This is a genomic window from Rhizobium sp. P43 (assembly GCF_056730705.1).
Genome location: NZ_CM161539.1, coordinates 2,804,422 through 2,819,938, shown reverse-complemented (window position 1 = coordinate 2,819,938; position 15,517 = coordinate 2,804,422). Strand labels below are relative to the sequence as shown.

12 protein-coding genes are annotated in these 15,517 nt (G+C 59.2%); 5 read left to right on the top strand and 7 right to left on the bottom strand.

Annotated elements, in window-relative coordinates; genetic code table 11:
• Nucleotides 1-57 precede the first annotated feature (57 nt).
• Nucleotides 58-1,692, top strand: coding sequence for a GMC family oxidoreductase (locus tag AC1PUL_RS14150; RefSeq protein WP_480464795.1), 1,635 nt, complete (start codon nucleotides 58-60; stop codon nucleotides 1,690-1,692).
• A gap of 883 nt (nucleotides 1,693-2,575) precedes the next feature.
• Here the strand turns inward: AC1PUL_RS14150 and AC1PUL_RS14145 are convergent.
• The 4 genes from AC1PUL_RS14145 to AC1PUL_RS14130 form a co-directional block, all read right to left on the bottom strand.
• Nucleotides 2,576-3,349, bottom strand: coding sequence for a S10 family serine carboxypeptidase-like protein (locus tag AC1PUL_RS14145; RefSeq protein WP_480464794.1), 774 nt, complete (start codon nucleotides 3,347-3,349; stop codon nucleotides 2,576-2,578).
• Nucleotides 3,350-3,416: 67 nt separating this feature from the next.
• Nucleotides 3,417-5,483, bottom strand: coding sequence for a M13 family metallopeptidase (locus AC1PUL_RS14140; RefSeq protein ID WP_480464793.1), 2,067 nt, complete (start codon nucleotides 5,481-5,483; stop codon nucleotides 3,417-3,419).
• 107 nt (nucleotides 5,484-5,590) lie between these two features.
• Complete coding sequence (locus tag AC1PUL_RS14135; protein ID WP_480464792.1) at nucleotides 5,591-6,289, bottom strand: SH3 domain-containing protein; 699 nt, start codon at nucleotides 6,287-6,289, stop codon at nucleotides 5,591-5,593.
• A 118-nt stretch (nucleotides 6,290-6,407) separates the two neighbouring features.
• Entirely contained in the window at nucleotides 6,408-7,322 is a 915-nt protein-coding gene (locus AC1PUL_RS14130; RefSeq protein WP_480464791.1) for a LysR family transcriptional regulator, read from the bottom strand.
• Between the two features lie 183 nt (nucleotides 7,323-7,505).
• Between AC1PUL_RS14130 and AC1PUL_RS14125 the strand changes: the two genes are divergently transcribed.
• On the top strand, nucleotides 7,506-8,498 hold the full coding sequence (locus tag AC1PUL_RS14125; protein ID WP_480464790.1) for a L,D-transpeptidase: 993 nt from the start codon (nucleotides 7,506-7,508) through the stop codon (nucleotides 8,496-8,498).
• A 68-nt stretch (nucleotides 8,499-8,566) separates the two neighbouring features.
• Nucleotides 8,567-9,361 carry a hypothetical protein gene (locus AC1PUL_RS14120; protein ID WP_480464789.1) on the top strand — a complete coding sequence of 265 codons (795 nt, stop codon included), beginning with the start codon at nucleotides 8,567-8,569 and terminating at the stop codon, nucleotides 9,359-9,361.
• A gap of 114 nt (nucleotides 9,362-9,475) precedes the next feature.
• Here AC1PUL_RS14120 and AC1PUL_RS14115 read toward each other — a convergent pair whose 3' ends face one another.
• Nucleotides 9,476-10,249 carry a CPBP family intramembrane glutamic endopeptidase gene (locus tag AC1PUL_RS14115; RefSeq protein ID WP_480464788.1) on the bottom strand — a complete coding sequence of 258 codons (774 nt, stop codon included), beginning with the start codon at nucleotides 10,247-10,249 and terminating at the stop codon, nucleotides 9,476-9,478.
• A gap of 770 nt (nucleotides 10,250-11,019) precedes the next feature.
• Between AC1PUL_RS14115 and AC1PUL_RS14110 the strand changes: the two genes are divergently transcribed.
• Together AC1PUL_RS14110 and AC1PUL_RS14105 are read left to right on the top strand one after the other, a co-directional pair.
• Entirely contained in the window at nucleotides 11,020-11,937 is a 918-nt protein-coding gene (locus AC1PUL_RS14110; RefSeq protein WP_480464787.1) for an outer membrane beta-barrel protein, read from the top strand.
• Nucleotides 11,938-11,990: 53 nt separating this feature from the next.
• The gene (locus tag AC1PUL_RS14105; RefSeq protein ID WP_480464786.1) at nucleotides 11,991-12,404 is read left to right on the top strand and encodes a hypothetical protein; all 414 of its coding nucleotides are present in this window, start codon (nucleotides 11,991-11,993) and stop codon (nucleotides 12,402-12,404) included.
• Nucleotides 12,405-12,711: 307 nt separating this feature from the next.
• Here AC1PUL_RS14105 and AC1PUL_RS14100 read toward each other — a convergent pair whose 3' ends face one another.
• Together AC1PUL_RS14100 and AC1PUL_RS14095 are read right to left on the bottom strand one after the other, a co-directional pair.
• Entirely contained in the window at nucleotides 12,712-13,659 is a 948-nt protein-coding gene (locus tag AC1PUL_RS14100) for a helix-turn-helix domain-containing protein (protein WP_480464785.1), read from the bottom strand.
• A gap of 154 nt (nucleotides 13,660-13,813) precedes the next feature.
• Nucleotides 13,814-15,121, bottom strand: a complete 1,308-nt coding sequence (locus tag AC1PUL_RS14095) for an MFS transporter (RefSeq protein ID WP_480464784.1) — start codon at nucleotides 15,119-15,121, stop codon at nucleotides 13,814-13,816.
• Nucleotides 15,122-15,517 lie beyond the last annotated feature (396 nt).

The window sequence follows — 15,517 nt, the reverse complement described above, 5'->3', positions numbered from 1 at the left end:
CGGCCCAAGACGACAGACGAACAGAGGCGATCCTGATCGCCAACGAAAGGACAGACCATGCCGGACACGACACGGCTCGATGGCGATTATGACTATGTCATCGTTGGGGCAGGGACGGCAGGCTGCGTGCTCGCCGCCCGCCTGACGGAGGATCCGACGATCCGCGTGCTGCTCCTGGAGGCCGGAGGCTCCGACCGCTATCACTGGGTGCAGATCCCCGTCGGCTATCTCTACTGCATCGGCAATCCGCGCACCGATTGGATGATGCGCACCGCATCCGAACCCGGTCTCAACGGCCGCAGCCTTGCCTATCCGCGCGGCAAGGTGCTCGGCGGCTGCACCTCGGTCAACGGCATGATCTACATGCGCGGCCAGGCAGCCGACTACGACGGCTGGCGCGACCTCGGCAATCCCGGCTGGGGCTGGTCGGATGTGCTGCCCTATTTTCGCAAATCCGAGGACTATCACGGGCCTTCAGGAGACATGCATGCAAAGGGCGGCCCCTGGAAGGTCAGCCGCCAGCGCCTGAAATGGGATATCCTCGAAGCCGTGCAGGAAGGTGCCCGTGAATTCGGCATCGAACCGCGCGCCGACTTCAATGATGGCGACAATGAAGGATCCGGCTTCTTCGACGTCAACCAGCACAAGGGCGTCCGCTGGAACACCGCCCGCGGCTTTCTGAGGCCCGCCCTGAAACGCCCCAACCTGCGCATGGTCCAGCATGCCCTGGTCGAACGCCTCACCTTTGAGGGCAAACGCATGACCGGCGTCCACTATCGCACGCCGGGAGGCGCGTTCTCCGCAAAGGCGTCAGGCGAAGTGATCCTCGCTGCCGGTGCCATCAACTCGCCGAAGCTCCTGGAACTCTCCGGAATTGGCGATCCCGCTCGTCTCTGGTCGCTCGGCATCGATGTTATCATGGCAAAGCCGGCCGTCGGCGCAAACCTGCAGGATCATCTGCAGATCCGCACGGTCTTCAAGGTGAAGAACACGGTGACGCTGAACCAGCTCGCCAATTCCTGGCGCGGCAAGATGAAGATCGCTGCCGAATATGCGCTCTTCCGCTCTGGCCCTATGTCGATGGCACCCAGCCAGTTCGGCATGTTCACCCGGTCCAGCCCGGAAGAAGACCGGCCCGACATCGAATATCACATCCAGCCGCTCTCCACCGACAAGCTCGGTGACCCGCTGCACCCGTTTCCGGCGATCACCGTCTCGGTCTGCCAGTTGCGCCCGACCAGCGCCGGCACCTGCCACATCACCTCGACCGACCCGGCCCTGCAGCCGGAAATCCGTCCGAACTACCTCTCGACCGACCATGATCGTTCCGTCGCGATCGCCGCCATCCGCCAGGCAAGACAGGTGATGTCGGCTGCCGCCCTGCGTCCCTTCCAACCCGAGGAAATCCTGCCCGGCCAAGAGTTCCAGGATGACGAAACCTTGCTGCAAAAGGCCGGCGACATCGCCACCACCATCTTCCACCCCGTCGGCACCTGCCGCATGGGTCCGGACCCCGATGCCGTGGTCGACCCCTCGCTGCGCGTGGTGGGCATCCAGGGCCTGCGCGTTGTCGACGCCTCCATCATGCCGCGCATCATCTCCGGCAACACGGCGTCTCCGGTTGTCATGATCGCCGAAAAAGCAGCAGACCTGATCCGGCAGGGCCGGATCGAGGTCACAAAACAGGGTTGATGAGCTTTACACCACTAGCAGGTGCCGACCCCGTTTTCCAGCCTCCTGCGAAGACGACAAGCGCCTTAAAATAAGCGCGCGGCCACGAACTTCGGAAGAAACTCTGTTCGTCGTTTTGGCTGACATGGTCCCCACCTCCCACGAGGTGGGGTATCCGGCACAGCCGTAGTAGTTCAACTTGTGACAGCCGCCCGCGATGCTCGCTGTTGGCTACTCCGCGAAGAACCCCTTCACGTCCTGAAAGAATTCCGATCGGCTCTTGCTCTGCAGATAGAACATGTGACCACCGGGATAAGTCCCGAAATAAAGCCGCTCCCGAGCGCCACGCGCCCGTGTCGTCTGCTCCAGCGTGTAGCGGGACAGGAAGTAGTTGGTCACGAGGTCGTGGTATCCATGTACGACTAGCGCCTTCAGATCCGGGTTCTGGGCAAGCGCAATGCCGATATCGTCCGGAGTGCCAATGTCTCCGCTATAATCCCAGGAGGCATTGGTCACGAAGTTGAGCGGGATGTAGGGCCTGTCGCTGGTATAGCCGAGGTCGTTTCGGACGTAGTCCATGAAGGGCGCGAGGAGAACGCCGCTCAACACGGTCAGCGATCGGTCGAGCACGGCGAGGCCGGGCTCTTGTGGGGTGGGGTTGTCGGTCGCCTGTGTCCCGTCATACCGGTCGAGAATGAGACCGCGATCGGACAAGAGGCTGCCGACATAAAGCGTTTCCGGAATGCGCCCGTTGTGAAGCTCGACGAGCCTCGGATCGAGACCCGTATAGCGGGCCACCGTATCGAAGAAGATCTTTCGCTCGTCCGGCGTCGAGCGTCCGATTGAGACAAGCCCTGTCAGGAACCCGTTCAGCGTATAGTCTTCGACCGCCTTCATCCCTGCCTCATCGACCTTCACGTCGTTCAAGCCGTGATGGGAGGCGATCGCCGTTTGGGTGGGCAGCAGGGTCATCGGATAGAGGATGGAATAGTTGCCCGCATCGACATCGACCTTGAGGGCAGGGGAGATCAGGATGGCGCGGTTGATGTTGACGGCATAGTTCTCCGCAAGGATCCGCAAGGATCCGCATCAGGGCCGCGACCCTGAGGCCCCCATAACTTTCTCCGGCGATCGCCTTCGGCGAAGCCCAGCGATTGTTCACCGTCAGCCACTTGCGAATGAAGATGGCCATCGAGTTCACGTCCGCCGTCGTGTTGTAATACGGCTTGGGATCGCCCGGCTTGCCGTCTGCGCTCGGCAGCATGCGGCTGTATCCGGTATCGACGGGGTCGATGAAGACGAGATCGGTGAAGACGATCCAGCTTTCCGAATTGTCCTCCAGCCGTGCCGGAACGGCCGGGAATGTGCCGTCTCCAGACGTCTTGATCGTCTTCGGGCCGAGCGCCGACATATGCAGGAAGATGCTCGATCCCCCCGGGCCGCCATTGAACACGAAGGTCACCGGCCGCGTGGCCGGATCGCCCCCCTTCAGGATGTAATCCATGTGGAAGATCTCGGCATCCGGCCGCTCGGGGTCGATGCCGATCTCGAGCATCCCGGCCTTTGCCTCGTAGTCCGGAAGCGCTCCGGAGGCCTGTGACGCAGGCGCTGTACCCAACAGTAGGATCAGTGCCAGAACGATCGGCAACGCCCCAATCCCGCCAAACCACCGCTGCATTTTCGATCTCCTCAACTCAGGTCAATCATGGACCGCATCGGTCACCCAGACCGCCAAGACAGGCGTCTCACCAGGCCCGCACGCGCTTTTCCGGCGCCAGCCATTCCGGATCGCCTTCAGTGATGTCGAATGCGGTATAGAAGTCGTCGACATGTTTGAGTGCGGCCACCGAGCGGTACATGCCGGGTGCGTGCACATCGCTCATGAAGACGCTGCGGATGACCCCGTCGGTTCCCTTCATGCCCCAGAATTGCGCCCAGGCAAGAAAGCAACGCTGCGCCGGCGAGAAGCCGTCGATTTCAACATTTTCCGTCGGGTTTTCGGCGAGATAGTCCTGCAGCGCCGCATAAGCGAGCGTGATGCCCCCGACATCGGCCATGTTCTCCGTAACCGTCAGCGCACCGTTGAGGGTAAGCCCCGGCAGAACTTCATAGGCATTTGCCTGCGCCACGAGCTTTTCGGCTTCTCGTGTAAAGGCAGCCGCATCCTCGGGCCTCCACCAGTCGCGCAGATTGCCATCGGCATCGTATTGCCTACCGCGACTGTCGAAGCCATGTGTCATTTCATGTCCCAGCACGGCGCCGAGCCGGCAGAAGTAGACCGGCGCATCGAGGTCAGCCTCGAAGGCCGGTGGCTGCAGGATGGCGGCAGGAACTTCGAAGCCGTTGATCGATGTGTTGTAGGCCGCATTGATGATGATCGGCAGCGTCGATTGCACATTGGCGAAGGATTCATGCTCGACCGGGTCGTCGAACTTGTCGAGCGACCGCTTCACGTCAAAGGCGATCAGCCGCTGGATATTGCCGATCAGGTCGTCCGGGCGCACCTCAACGCTCGACATGTCGATCCACGTCTCGGGGTAGCCGACCTCGAAGGTGAGTTTCTCCAGCTTGTCCTTCGCCGCCGCCCGTGTGGCCTCCGTCAGCCAGTCCCGGGTCTCGATCCGCGCAAGGAAGGCATCCTTCACGCGTCCGACCATGTCAGCCGATTTGGCCCGCCTCTCATCGTCGAAATGGCGCTCGACATAGAGCTGCGAAACTGGATGGCCGAGAAAGAGCTTGAGCTCGTCTTGCACCCGTTCCTCGCGGGGCGGCAGCTTTTCGACGCCGAGCAGGATCTTCTGCTGATCGGCGATCACTGGCTCGAATCGGCTGCCAAGATAAAGCTTGAAGCGGTTGATCAGTTTGACCTTGAGGTAGTCCCGGATGTCTTCGATAGGGCGTTCACGTAGCAGCTTGCCGAGGACGGCAAGGTAGCGTGGCTCCGACTTGATGATCCGTTCCGGCGGCGTCATGCCGAGACCGGCGAGCAGAGCGGTCAGGTCCAGCTCTGGGATTTCGGCCTGTAGGGCGGCGAAGGTGATCGGCTGATAGGTGTTGGCCGGATTGGCCGCCTCCACTGGCGTGAGCATCCCACCATGCAATTCGCGGTCGATATCGGCGACGAGCGCCGCGACCGTCGTCGCGCGCGCGGGGTCATAGCCGGCTGCGACCAGCATGTCCGCCAGGTTCTTGCGCAAGGCGAGGTCGAGCGCGGAACCGGCCGGCTCGTCATAGAGGTTCTGCTTGCCGAGCACGAGGGACGCGCCGACAAAGTAGAGTGAATTGCGCGTGGAATCGGCCATGTCGGTCGTGGGTACGAAGCCCGCCAGTGCCAGATCCTCGGCGACCAGCAGGTAGTGGCCGAGATAGCTGGCGAGGTCGCCCAGATCGGCGATCGCATCGATCCTGGCCATTTCAGGATCCAGAGGTGTCATGCCTTTGGCATCGAGTGTCGCGACATCCATGAAGGAGGTATAGAAGGCCCCCACCTGCTGGATCGGCGTTCCCTTTTCCGCCGTTCCGGCTTTTGCGGCGGCATCGAGCAGCGTTTCTTCCATTTGCGCCGTCAGCCGTTGGCCCATGAAGTCGAAGGCATCGATCATCGCCCGGTCCGCCGGACGCTCGACACGATCGATCCAGCCGCCGAGTGCAAAGCGGTAGAAATCGGTGCCCGGGTCGGATGTTTTGTCCATGTTTTCAAGGGAAAAGGCCAACTGATCGGGTCCGATCGCAGGAACAGGTGGCCGATCATTGGCGTGGGCGACAGGGGCCATGGCAAGGCAGAGGAGCAGACTGGAGGTGAACGGTCGCATGGTGATCCCCTTGGCTGATTTTCCTGAAACGCGAGGTCGCAAGCTTGGCCTGATGGCTCGGCTTAAGCGACCTAGAGGCTGCCCTCGTTCGTCATCGACACTTGGTATCAGTTGCTCGCCTCGATCAGAAACCGACCCGCAGCCCATCCGGCATCGCTGCCATCGGGCCGCGAAACCCTGCACCAGCGCGTCTGCCCAGTCATCCGGCAGCCGCCATTGCGCAGGATTTCGCCGTTGACGACGCGGGTGATGATCGGGCTCTGGGCGCTCGGTCGGCTGCGGATGTTCAGCGCATCGCCACGCGATACGCCGGCCACCTGGAAGAAGTCCGGGCCACCGGACAGGCCGTCGGCAAAATCGGGCGAGGGCGGCGCAACCGGCCTACCGCCTGTGACCTCGATGCGGAGCGTGAAGCGCGCCTGTTCGTTACGCCGCGCAGCATTGCGCATCAGGTAGACCTGGACGGTGTATTCACCGCTGTCGGGAACGATGATGTCAGCGAAATCGCCGGAGATCGACCCGTTGAACAGGGCCTCACCGCCGCCGGGACCGAGAATATTGAAGTAGTTGCTACCGTTCGAGGTGTTCATCGTCACGGCAAGTCGCTGTCCTCCACGAACACTCACACGGTAACTGACACCCTCATAGCCCCGGACCGTGCCACGGATGACCGTCGAGCTCTGGCCGCGTGAGAACTCGACCCGGGCGCTTCGATCCTGTGCCATGGCCGTCTGAGACCCGGCATTGACCGTGATGCCAAGCATCACTGCAACCATTCCACCCACGCAGGCACGCCACCAACGCATCGTACATCTCCCGCTCGCAAAGCCTGGATCGGTTGCCCCGCAGCCCGTCGATGTCTTGAGACTGGCACGCTCAAAGAGAAGGAACCAGTGAATTAAATTAGTCTAAAGTGAAATTGCCTCATGGTTGCACGAGCCGCAGCCGTTCCCGCTGCGGCAGCCTCTCGTCTTTTGCCAACTCCTGCCGGAACCATCGCCCCAATGCCTCGAGCGCAGGTTCGGACCGGCGGCTCTGCTTGATGCAGAGATGATAATCCTCGTGTGTCGGCATCGCAGCCTCGTTCAGAAGGCGGAGGTACCCCGCTCTGATGTCGGGCTCGACCAGGAAATCGGGAAGCAGTGCCGCACCAAGGCCCATACGAACCATATCGAGCGCGACGACGTAGTGGGATGCAAAGAGCCAACGACCGGTGGGCGGAATGAGGTCGGTACGTCCGCTGTGTCGCGCATAGGCTTGCCAGTCCGAACCGATCCGACCAGGCAACAATTCGGTGGTGATGTAGCTGGGCGCTGCCTTGCCACAGGGGAGTGCAGACGAGACGACGGGCACCAGAAATTCAGGCCAGAGAAGCTGCGCGTGATAACCGCGGTCTTTCGGCAAGGTCGTGACGAAAGCGTCGCCGGTGGCATCGCTGAGTTCCGGATCCTGCGCATACATCATGATCTGCAGGTCGATGTCGGGATGCGTTGCATAAAAGGACTTTAGCCGCGGCACGAGCCACGCGCTGGCAAAGCTGCTGCAGACGGCAAGCCGCACGCGATCACGAGACCCGCCGATCGCCTCGGCGAGCGAGCGGTCGATTTCGGCGAAAGCCGGTTGCAGGCGCCGTGCGAGATCGCGACCAGCATCGGTCAGAACAATGCCACGCCCATTCTTCTGGATCAGCCTCTCGCCCACGATTTCTGTGAGTATCCGCAACTGGTGACTGACAGCGCTTTGGGTGACGCCGAGTTCTGCGGCTGCAGCCGCAACGGAGAGATGGCGGGATACCGTTTCGAACGTGTGCAGCGCGCGCAGGTTATGCCGACAATCCATGCTTTGATCACCTCGATGCGGGCCCCAGGAATCCGCAGCGCTTCACGCGCGCTTCGGCTGAGGTGGCGGAACGATACAACGTTTCATGAGAGATTTTTGAAATACAAGCAGGAAACTCATTGGACAGCTGCGACCAGCCCTGAAATGGTCTGAGCAAACGCGAATTTGAAGGTGAGATCGGCCATGACGGGAAAGGATCAGCGCAGGCGATGTTTCATCTCCGGTCTGGTGGCTTTCGCCGCTCTGGCCGGCCCGGCCCGCACACTCGCCGGCGAGGTGATGAAGGAAATTGCCGCGCTGAAGCCCGGCGAATTCACGTGGCATCCGGAGCGGCAGCGCACGGGAGCGGTGGCGGTCGTAGTCTCTCTTCCGGAACAGCGCGTGCATGTCTATCGCAACGGCATTCGCATCGCCGTCTCCACCTGTTCGACCGGCAAGCCCGGCCACGAGACCCCGACCGGGGTCTTTGTCGTCCTGCAGAAGGACAAGCACCACAAGTCGAGCACCTATGACGATGCGCCGATGCCGAACATGAACCGGCTGACCTGGTCCGGGATCGCGCTGCATGCCGGCAATCTGCCGGCTTATCCGGCCTCGCATGGCTGCGTGCGCCTGCCACTCGCCTTTTCCGAACGCCTCTTCGACATTACCCATCTCGGCACTCCCGTCATTATCTCGGGTGCTGCCGCCGATCCGCAGGAACTCGTCCATCCCGGCAAGGTGCTTGGTGCCTATGCCGCCCGCGAGTTTAGCGATGCCGTGACGGCGCTGCGCGGCAGAGAGCGGCCGAATGACTGGACCGACCTCAAGAAGCAACCCGTCGTCTCGGTCATCATGTCGACTTTCGATGGGCGGGCTTTGCTGGTTGAAAACTCCGAGATCCGCGCCGAGGGCCGGATCATCGTCAACGGTCGGGACAAGCTCGGCAGCCACGTCTTCCTGCTCGATGGCCTCGACGAAGCGACAAGTGGCATGCGCTGGATCGCCTTTGCCAATCCGAACGATGATGAAGGCGTGGTCAACATGGCCGCAAACCTCCTTGCCCGGATATCCGCCGACTCGGCCTTTGTATCGACCATGCAGAGGGTCCTGCACCCCGGCGCAGTGCTCATCCTGACCGATGCACCGCTGGCGCCCGACACCCGCACAGGCAAGGACTTCGTCATCATGGCGTGAACCGTCTGCCGGTGTGCCGCAGAGCTGGCCATGGAGAAACCCCTAAGTCGAGACTGGGAGAGGACGCGATGAGACTACTGACGGCCATGTTTGCCATAGCGTGCTTGGCCAGCCCCGCTCTCGCTGATGCGGCAGGCAAGCCTTCGACCAACCCCATGCCCGATGTCAGGATCGATGGCGACATCCTGATCTATATCGGCGGGACCAACGACCATGGCCTGCAGGCGCTGAAGGCGGTGCTGGCCAAGGTTCAGGATGGCCAGATCACGAAAATGCTGGTGAATTCCGGCGGCGGCGACACCAAGGCCGCCATCCAGATCGGTTTTATCATCGCCGACCTGAAGCCACATCTGACGATCGATACGGGCTGTTTTTCATCCTGCGCCAATTTCATCGCACCCGCTGCGGCGACGATCGCGATCCGCGAAAACGCCTTCCTGGGATGGCACGGCAATGATCGTGGCTTTGCCATTACGGCTGCCGAAGAGGGGGTGACATTGCGCGAACACCTGCGCGCCATGGTGGCCCCGCAGGCGAGCGACGCCGTTGGGCCAGATGGCAAGCCGGTCGACATGGAAGCCTTTCTCGACGAAGCGGTCACAGCCGCCGAGGCCCGGATGACTGAGGAGGCGGCACTTTATGCCAGGATCGGACTGCCCAACGATACCTTCGCTGTTTGCGGCGTCGGCTCGCGCTTCGACAATCGCTTGAGCGGTGCCCAGCGTGGCTGGGGCTTTTCGCTGGCTGATATGGCCCGGCTGGGCCTGCCACCCGTGCGCTATGAAGGGGCCGGACGCTATGAGGACAGCCCGGCTTTCAGGCGCTGGCTCATTGTCCTGACACCCCAAGACTGCAGAGGGTGAGTTTCATCCCGTCTCCGGCTTGGATCTATGGAATAAGCGGCTTCAGACGGGAAATGACCGCTGCCAAAAGGGCCCCTCCCATGCCGGGGTACCAGTCTGCGCCAGCCGAGAGCTTCAGGCCGCAGTGGCAAGCGGGGCCAGGAAGACTGTCGAGCCGATCAACAGCCAGTCGTTGATGATATGCGCCCCGGTGCTGACCCAGATATTCTTGGTCCAAACATAGGCCCAGGTCAGGATCAGTCTGGCGCAGCCGATCACAACAAAGCATTGCACAAAGTTCCAGTCATAGGTCGGCAGGTGCAACATCCCGAAGATGACCGCCGACAAAAGCCACGCAGCCAGCACCGCTGCATTGCGGCCCAGACCCGCCTTGTTATGCAGATAGGCAAGAATGGCGAGGAAGGGCAGGATTGTGATCAACTCCTCCCCGAGCAACTGGAAGCCGACCTTGGCAAAGAAACTCGCCAACCGCGCGCCTTCGAGGTCGGCCGCATCCGCAATCGCTGCATTGGAGTTCACCGTGCCGAAGGCCTGAACCAACGCTCCGACGGCAAGGGTCACGATGATGTTGAGGATGGCGAAGCCAAGCATCAGCAGCACGTCGCCGATGCCAATGCGCCGGAAGATTGCCCGCCAGTGACTGGGGGCTGCGATGGCGAGAGCGGCCAGCGGTAAAGCCACGAAAGCAACGGCCCTAAGCCAGCCGGTCAGAATATTGTCCTCAAAGGGCAACGGAACACCCAGCGCAGCAAAGCCGGCCCCTGCAGCCGCGAGAACCCAAAGCCAGGCGGTCCCCGACACGCTCGCCGGTTTGTCTGAGTAAAACGGAAAATCAGGCCCTTTGCGCTCCAGCACCAAGCGCTGCGATGCAGATGTCGAATGATCCACGAATGCCCCCTAGCCCTGAATTAGAAACTACTTCAATTCACCCGAGGAGCAAGTCAATCATCATCATCGGGCTCAGGAGATTGGAGAGAGGTGGCGTGGGAAATCTGACAGCCAGGATAAGGGGAGCATCTGCCTGACTTCGGCTTCGATGCCGTGAACAAGAGACACCATATCAAGCCGCGCGCCGCAAGCTGGCGGTTGCCCGGCCCATACCAGAGGCTGAGCGATGGACTTGACCTACATTCGCATGGTGCGGGTATTCGTCCATCTGTGTGCCTCGAGCGACCGGGGATGCCATCTTTGTGCCCTGGCTTTGAGCCGACGTTTACATGGCGGGAGAGCGGCAATTATTTTCGCTCTGGGGCGCTAAGCCGGAGCCTAGCAGCTGAGCTCCTCCCAATCGGTCTTCTAGCGCTGCACTTGTCACTTCCTCAAAGCAGACATCACTCACGGAGAAGCCCCTCAACTTCATATCGGGACTCATCGCGACGGCAATGCCGCCGAGTGTTGGGTTCCGCATGACGCTGCAATTCAGGCTTCGGACATCTCATCCGAATCATCACGGGGGCCGCTGACTCAACACCATTCTTATAGAGACTCAAAGGCTCCGGCAGCTGCGCTACATGATCGTCTGCTGCGTGAATTTTGCAACATTGCGAGATATCTTCGCTCAATGAGACAGATTGATGATCGGTGAGACGCAGTGATTTCTGGTCCAGCGGCAATTGCTGCTAGCCAAGGCGAATTGGTGAAACAAGGGCTTTTGGTCCATGAAACAATTCGCTCTACTATCCACTGCGTTCGTCTCGCTGCTATTCCATAGCAACGCGAAGGCAGACGATAGTTCTTTCGACAATTCGCGTTTGCCAAGCCTTGAAGAGATCAAGCCGCTACCGCCATCCGCTCTCGACGGATATCAACCCAGTTTCTTCCACGATGTCATACTCTCCGTCGAAGGAAACTATAGCTATCTGGAGCACAGGGACGGACAGCCGGCCCGACTTCGAGCAGAGAGCAAGGGCGCCGATATCAGCCTTGCGACCGGTCTTGGCGGAGTTGGCTTCGCCGTCGTTCGGGGCAGTTTTTCCGCCTACCAAATGGAATCAAGGGTGGTAGAGTTTCCGCTGGACCTCGCCGCCGACGCCTATGCTCGGGACATCGACGCCGCAATCGGTCTAAACGTCCTACCCTTCCTTCGCATGGGCGTGACCGGCGGCATTGGCAATGGTGATGCAAACTACGCCTTTACCGCTTTCGCTGGCGGTTCTGATAGCGACAGTACGAGCAAACGCCTTGGCGGCTTTGTCGGAGGCATTTATCCCGTCGGGCCTTTTTTATTCTCCGCTGACGTCAACTATCTCACGATCTGGAACGATCAGAGCTATGCCCCGACCAATAACCCACCAAGAGCATCATGGGATGCGGAAATGATGACCCTGACCCTGGGGGCTGACTACCAGGCAATGCCGGATCTGACCGTTTGGGGGAAAGTCAGCTTCAATCATATCCTGTCCCAGACTGTTGCGCCGGCCGACACGCCCAATGACAGAAACTGGACGGCCCTTGAGCTTGGCGCGACCTATGCGTTATCCGACAAGATTGATCTGAAAGTGAGCGGTCTTACATGGGCTGGCAACAGTAAGTTTAACTTCACCCAGATTTCGGCAGGCATGAATTACAGGTTTTGAGATGAATGCCAAATATCTCTCCGCATGAAACAAGAAAACCGAGGATGCGTGAAATGAAAAAACAACTTTCGAGATTTATCGTCCGGACTTCGGCGGCCCTTGCTTTTTCAATACTTACAGCGGCCTTGCCCGTCACGGCGCATGCACAGCAGACGAGCGTTAATGCCACTCTGAAGCAGGCCGCAGACGCGGTGCGCATAGCCCTGATAGAGGCACGTCTTGAGGGGCTGGGAGACCGGGTTGAAGGAATAACCCCCAATATGATTATGCTCGTTGTACGAAACGATGAGAATCTGCGTCAATTCTTAGTGGACGATCTTTATGCTGCATTCCTTCTTGACTTGATTAAGTGGCAGGGAGATAATCTGAATTTGTACATAAGCGGGAAATTGACCGAGGCTGAGCTTCGTAAGATGAACCAACGCTTATCCCATTTCTTCCCTTTCCTCCCTGGACTTGCCAGCTAAAGCAGGTCCGGTGAAATTTCATTGGCGGTTTTGCGTCCTGACTAGGTCAAAACAGATAGATAGAGCCTTTCAGGTGATCCCGTTTTCACGGTACATGCTCTAAGTATACGCCGCTTTACTCTGGATGCCTTCTAGGGCGTACAACCTAACAGCGCTACTCCCGACATGCCGCATGGTGTGTCGGGAGTACAGTCTGCGCAAACGTGCCTGTTCGGTTCAGAGCTGCCGTGCTTTGACGACGTGACGGCACCCGCGAGAGAGTGAATCCGGCCTTGGTCACGCGATCAGACGGTCTCTTCCATCGCAATTACATCGTCGACACCTCATGCCGCCGCTCAGTGGGTGTCATACCGAAACGGCGTTTGAACTGGCGAGAAAAGTTCGCTGAGTCAAACAGCCCGCATTGCTCGGCAATCGACGAAATCGTCATGGACAGATCGCGATGCTCGATCAGTTGTTTGGCCCGATCAAGCCGAACAGCGAGAATGGTCTCCGCCACCTTCAGATCCCGCGCGGCAAATGCGCGATAAAGCGTTGATCTAGAGCACTTCAGCGCATGACAAAGACTATCGACGTCGAGGTTTATATCGGCATAATTGCCTTCGATATGGCGGAGTGCGGCCACGAAGATCAGCGGGTCGCCCTCCTTCGTCGCCGAACCTACGGTCCGGTCCATGAAGGCTTGCCTTGAGATCTGTCGTGCTTGATCGATGAGAACGTTCCTCTCGCCGCCCGTTAGTGTCTCGTGGTTACGTGACAGCAGACCTAGATTTTCTCGCAGAACCGGCATTAAGGGCGAGGTCTGAAGGCGCTGCTTCAGAATTGCAACCGACGGGATATCCGGGCCAAGTACCTCTCTTAGCTCCTTGCGTCGGATCACCAGATAGATCGCCTTGTGACGCGTCAAAGACACTTCGCTTGGAACCCGCGCATCGTAGACAAAAAGATCCCCGGCACTGGCGACGGACTCAGTTCCGTCTTGGCTGCGCGCCCGCCTCGTCCCTTGCAGGATGAAGCCAAGGCTGATGCTGTCCAAGCCGTCCTGGTCTATATGCTTCATCAAGCGCTTGCCGCTTACCGGATCAGACTGTGTAACGAAAAAGTCAGCAGCCTCGCAAGTTACGCCCCTGGCTGCCGCCTGGAATCTTCGCTCGATCTGTTTGGACGGCGCATCGGCACAGAAATCGGTGAACGCGATGGTACGCCAGTAGTCATAGGCTTGGGAGTGATGAACGCTGGAGGTCGAAATAGACACAGGCGTAGGCTCCGACGGGAAGCCATGCCGATCAAGCTGCCAAGGCCCAAGATCCGGTCTCCAGTTCCACGTCTCTTTCACGCTGAGGCACCTTTGCAATGAGGTCGTTTATTGACGAAATTTACAACTCATGCACTGTTTCAAGAAGTCATGATTACAAACGGCGAGTATTGACCGTTGATTGCAGCGTATCAAGGTGAACATTCAGCCAAGTGACTGATTTCCTGAGCGTGAATGCCGCGACAATCGCGGTCGTCATGGCGTTAAGCGTGAGAATATCCACTGCCCTTAAGCCGATGGCCGCTAGGCTCGTAATGACCAAGCCTGAAGCCACCAAAGCTATGCCGCTCAAGGTCTGGCTGACACCAATCAATCTGGATCGCTCTGCTTCCGGAGAAAGAAGCTGCACGAGAGTGGTAACTGGAACAACGAAAAAACCGGTCCCCGCTGAAATGACGAAGAGAGCGGTGAGCACCAGCGGAAAACTCTCCGATCTCACGCCGGTCCCGAGATACCAGATCCAGAGCGCCGGTCCCGAGATGACCAAAAGGGTCAGGAACGGTGCTATCTCCTTCGCATTTTGCCAATCAACGGCTTTGACAATTGCTGCCCCCGCAACTGCACCAATGCTCGTGACGGTGAGCAGCACGGCCACTGAACTCGGCGGCAAGCCCATCGATTGTTGCACATATACGGGTAAGAGGGTGGTGGTAATGGCTCCTTGGAACCAGAACCAGTTGGCCCCGATGATTGGTGCCTTTGCACCTGGGATACTGAGAACTGTCTTCATACCGCGTCTGAAATCAAGCAGGATTTCCAGAATCGACACTGGGATTGAAGGCGCACGGGCTTGAAGCTTCGGCAAAGCATGACTGGCTGCCCAAGCAACAGAGGCGGCAGCAATACCCAGTAGAGCCACCCATGTTTTCCCAGCTTCCGTTTGGGCCAAGAGACTGCCCGTGATCATCCCACCGAGAATGCAGGTGATGATCGTAGCCTTCATGGAAGCGTTGGCGGAAACGAGTGCGGCGGGTGGAACGAGTTCAGGCAATATGCTGTATCTGGCCGGGCCAAACAACGCATTTTCAAGGCCGCATAGGGCGAGACACACCAAAAGCAGGGGGAAGTTATCCCACCACAACGCCTGCGCCGACACCGCAAACAGCAGTAACTGACCAAACTTGACCCGCCGGATGATCGCGGACTTGTCCCATCGGTCGGCCATTCGGCCAGCCGGCACGGAAGCAAGAAGTAAGGGGAGCACCATGATGATGGTGCTCAGCCCAATGACGGTTTCGCCAGGGAGTCCTAAAAATGAGACATTGCCGAAGGCCACAAAGGTCAGCAGCCAGAAACGCAATTGATTATGCGCAAACACGCTGAGCCCCTGAACGACCAGCAAGGCCCTGAACGCCTTTTTTGAGTGACCGTAGAGGGCCTGATCGGTCGTTCTCCTGATCATTTTTGTTCTGCCCAGATTGGCTTAAACGACGTCGAGGTCGGTTATACCCGGACAATCGATGGCGACAAGCACTCCGAGCGTGTTCAAAGTCTTGCACACCACTTTCCATTGTCGAACTGGGCGCCAACCGCTGCTCCGAACAACAGATTTGGCCTGCTGCCGGTTTCATTGACATTGTTTCCTTCGACTGCATCTTCAATTCGGCAAGCCGCGTGTTGAGTTTGCGGCCGATCATCTGTGCCTTCCTATGATCCGAACAATGAAGGGTCAGTGAAAGTCGGCTGCCGGGTTGGCAGTGAATGAAGGCTGCTGGAATGCGTGGCGGCCAGGTGAAGATGTTTCCCCGGCGGATAAGATTTTCGACCCCGTGGCGGACTGCCATGACGAAGACACCCT

Bases quoted from the DNA above. Each gene is read 5' to 3' on its own strand.
- AC1PUL_RS14150 (WP_480464795.1), top strand. From the start codon at position 58: ATGCCGGACACGACACGGCTCGATGGCGATTATGACTATGTCATCGTT.
- AC1PUL_RS14145 (WP_480464794.1), bottom strand. From the start codon at position 3,349: ATGCAGCGGTGGTTTGGCGGGATTGGGGCGTTGCCGATCGTTCTGGCA.
- AC1PUL_RS14140 (WP_480464793.1), bottom strand. From the start codon at position 5,483: ATGCGACCGTTCACCTCCAGTCTGCTCCTCTGCCTTGCCATGGCCCCT.
- AC1PUL_RS14135 (WP_480464792.1), bottom strand. From the start codon at position 6,289: ATGCGTTGGTGGCGTGCCTGCGTGGGTGGAATGGTTGCAGTGATGCTT.
- AC1PUL_RS14130 (WP_480464791.1), bottom strand. From the start codon at position 7,322: ATGGATTGTCGGCATAACCTGCGCGCGCTGCACACGTTCGAAACGGTA.
- AC1PUL_RS14125 (WP_480464790.1), top strand. From the start codon at position 7,506: ATGACGGGAAAGGATCAGCGCAGGCGATGTTTCATCTCCGGTCTGGTG.
- AC1PUL_RS14120 (WP_480464789.1), top strand. From the start codon at position 8,567: ATGAGACTACTGACGGCCATGTTTGCCATAGCGTGCTTGGCCAGCCCC.
- AC1PUL_RS14110 (WP_480464787.1), top strand. From the start codon at position 11,020: ATGAAACAATTCGCTCTACTATCCACTGCGTTCGTCTCGCTGCTATTC.
- AC1PUL_RS14105 (WP_480464786.1), top strand. From the start codon at position 11,991: ATGAAAAAACAACTTTCGAGATTTATCGTCCGGACTTCGGCGGCCCTT.
- AC1PUL_RS14095 (WP_480464784.1), bottom strand. From the start codon at position 15,121: ATGATCAGGAGAACGACCGATCAGGCCCTCTACGGTCACTCAAAAAAG.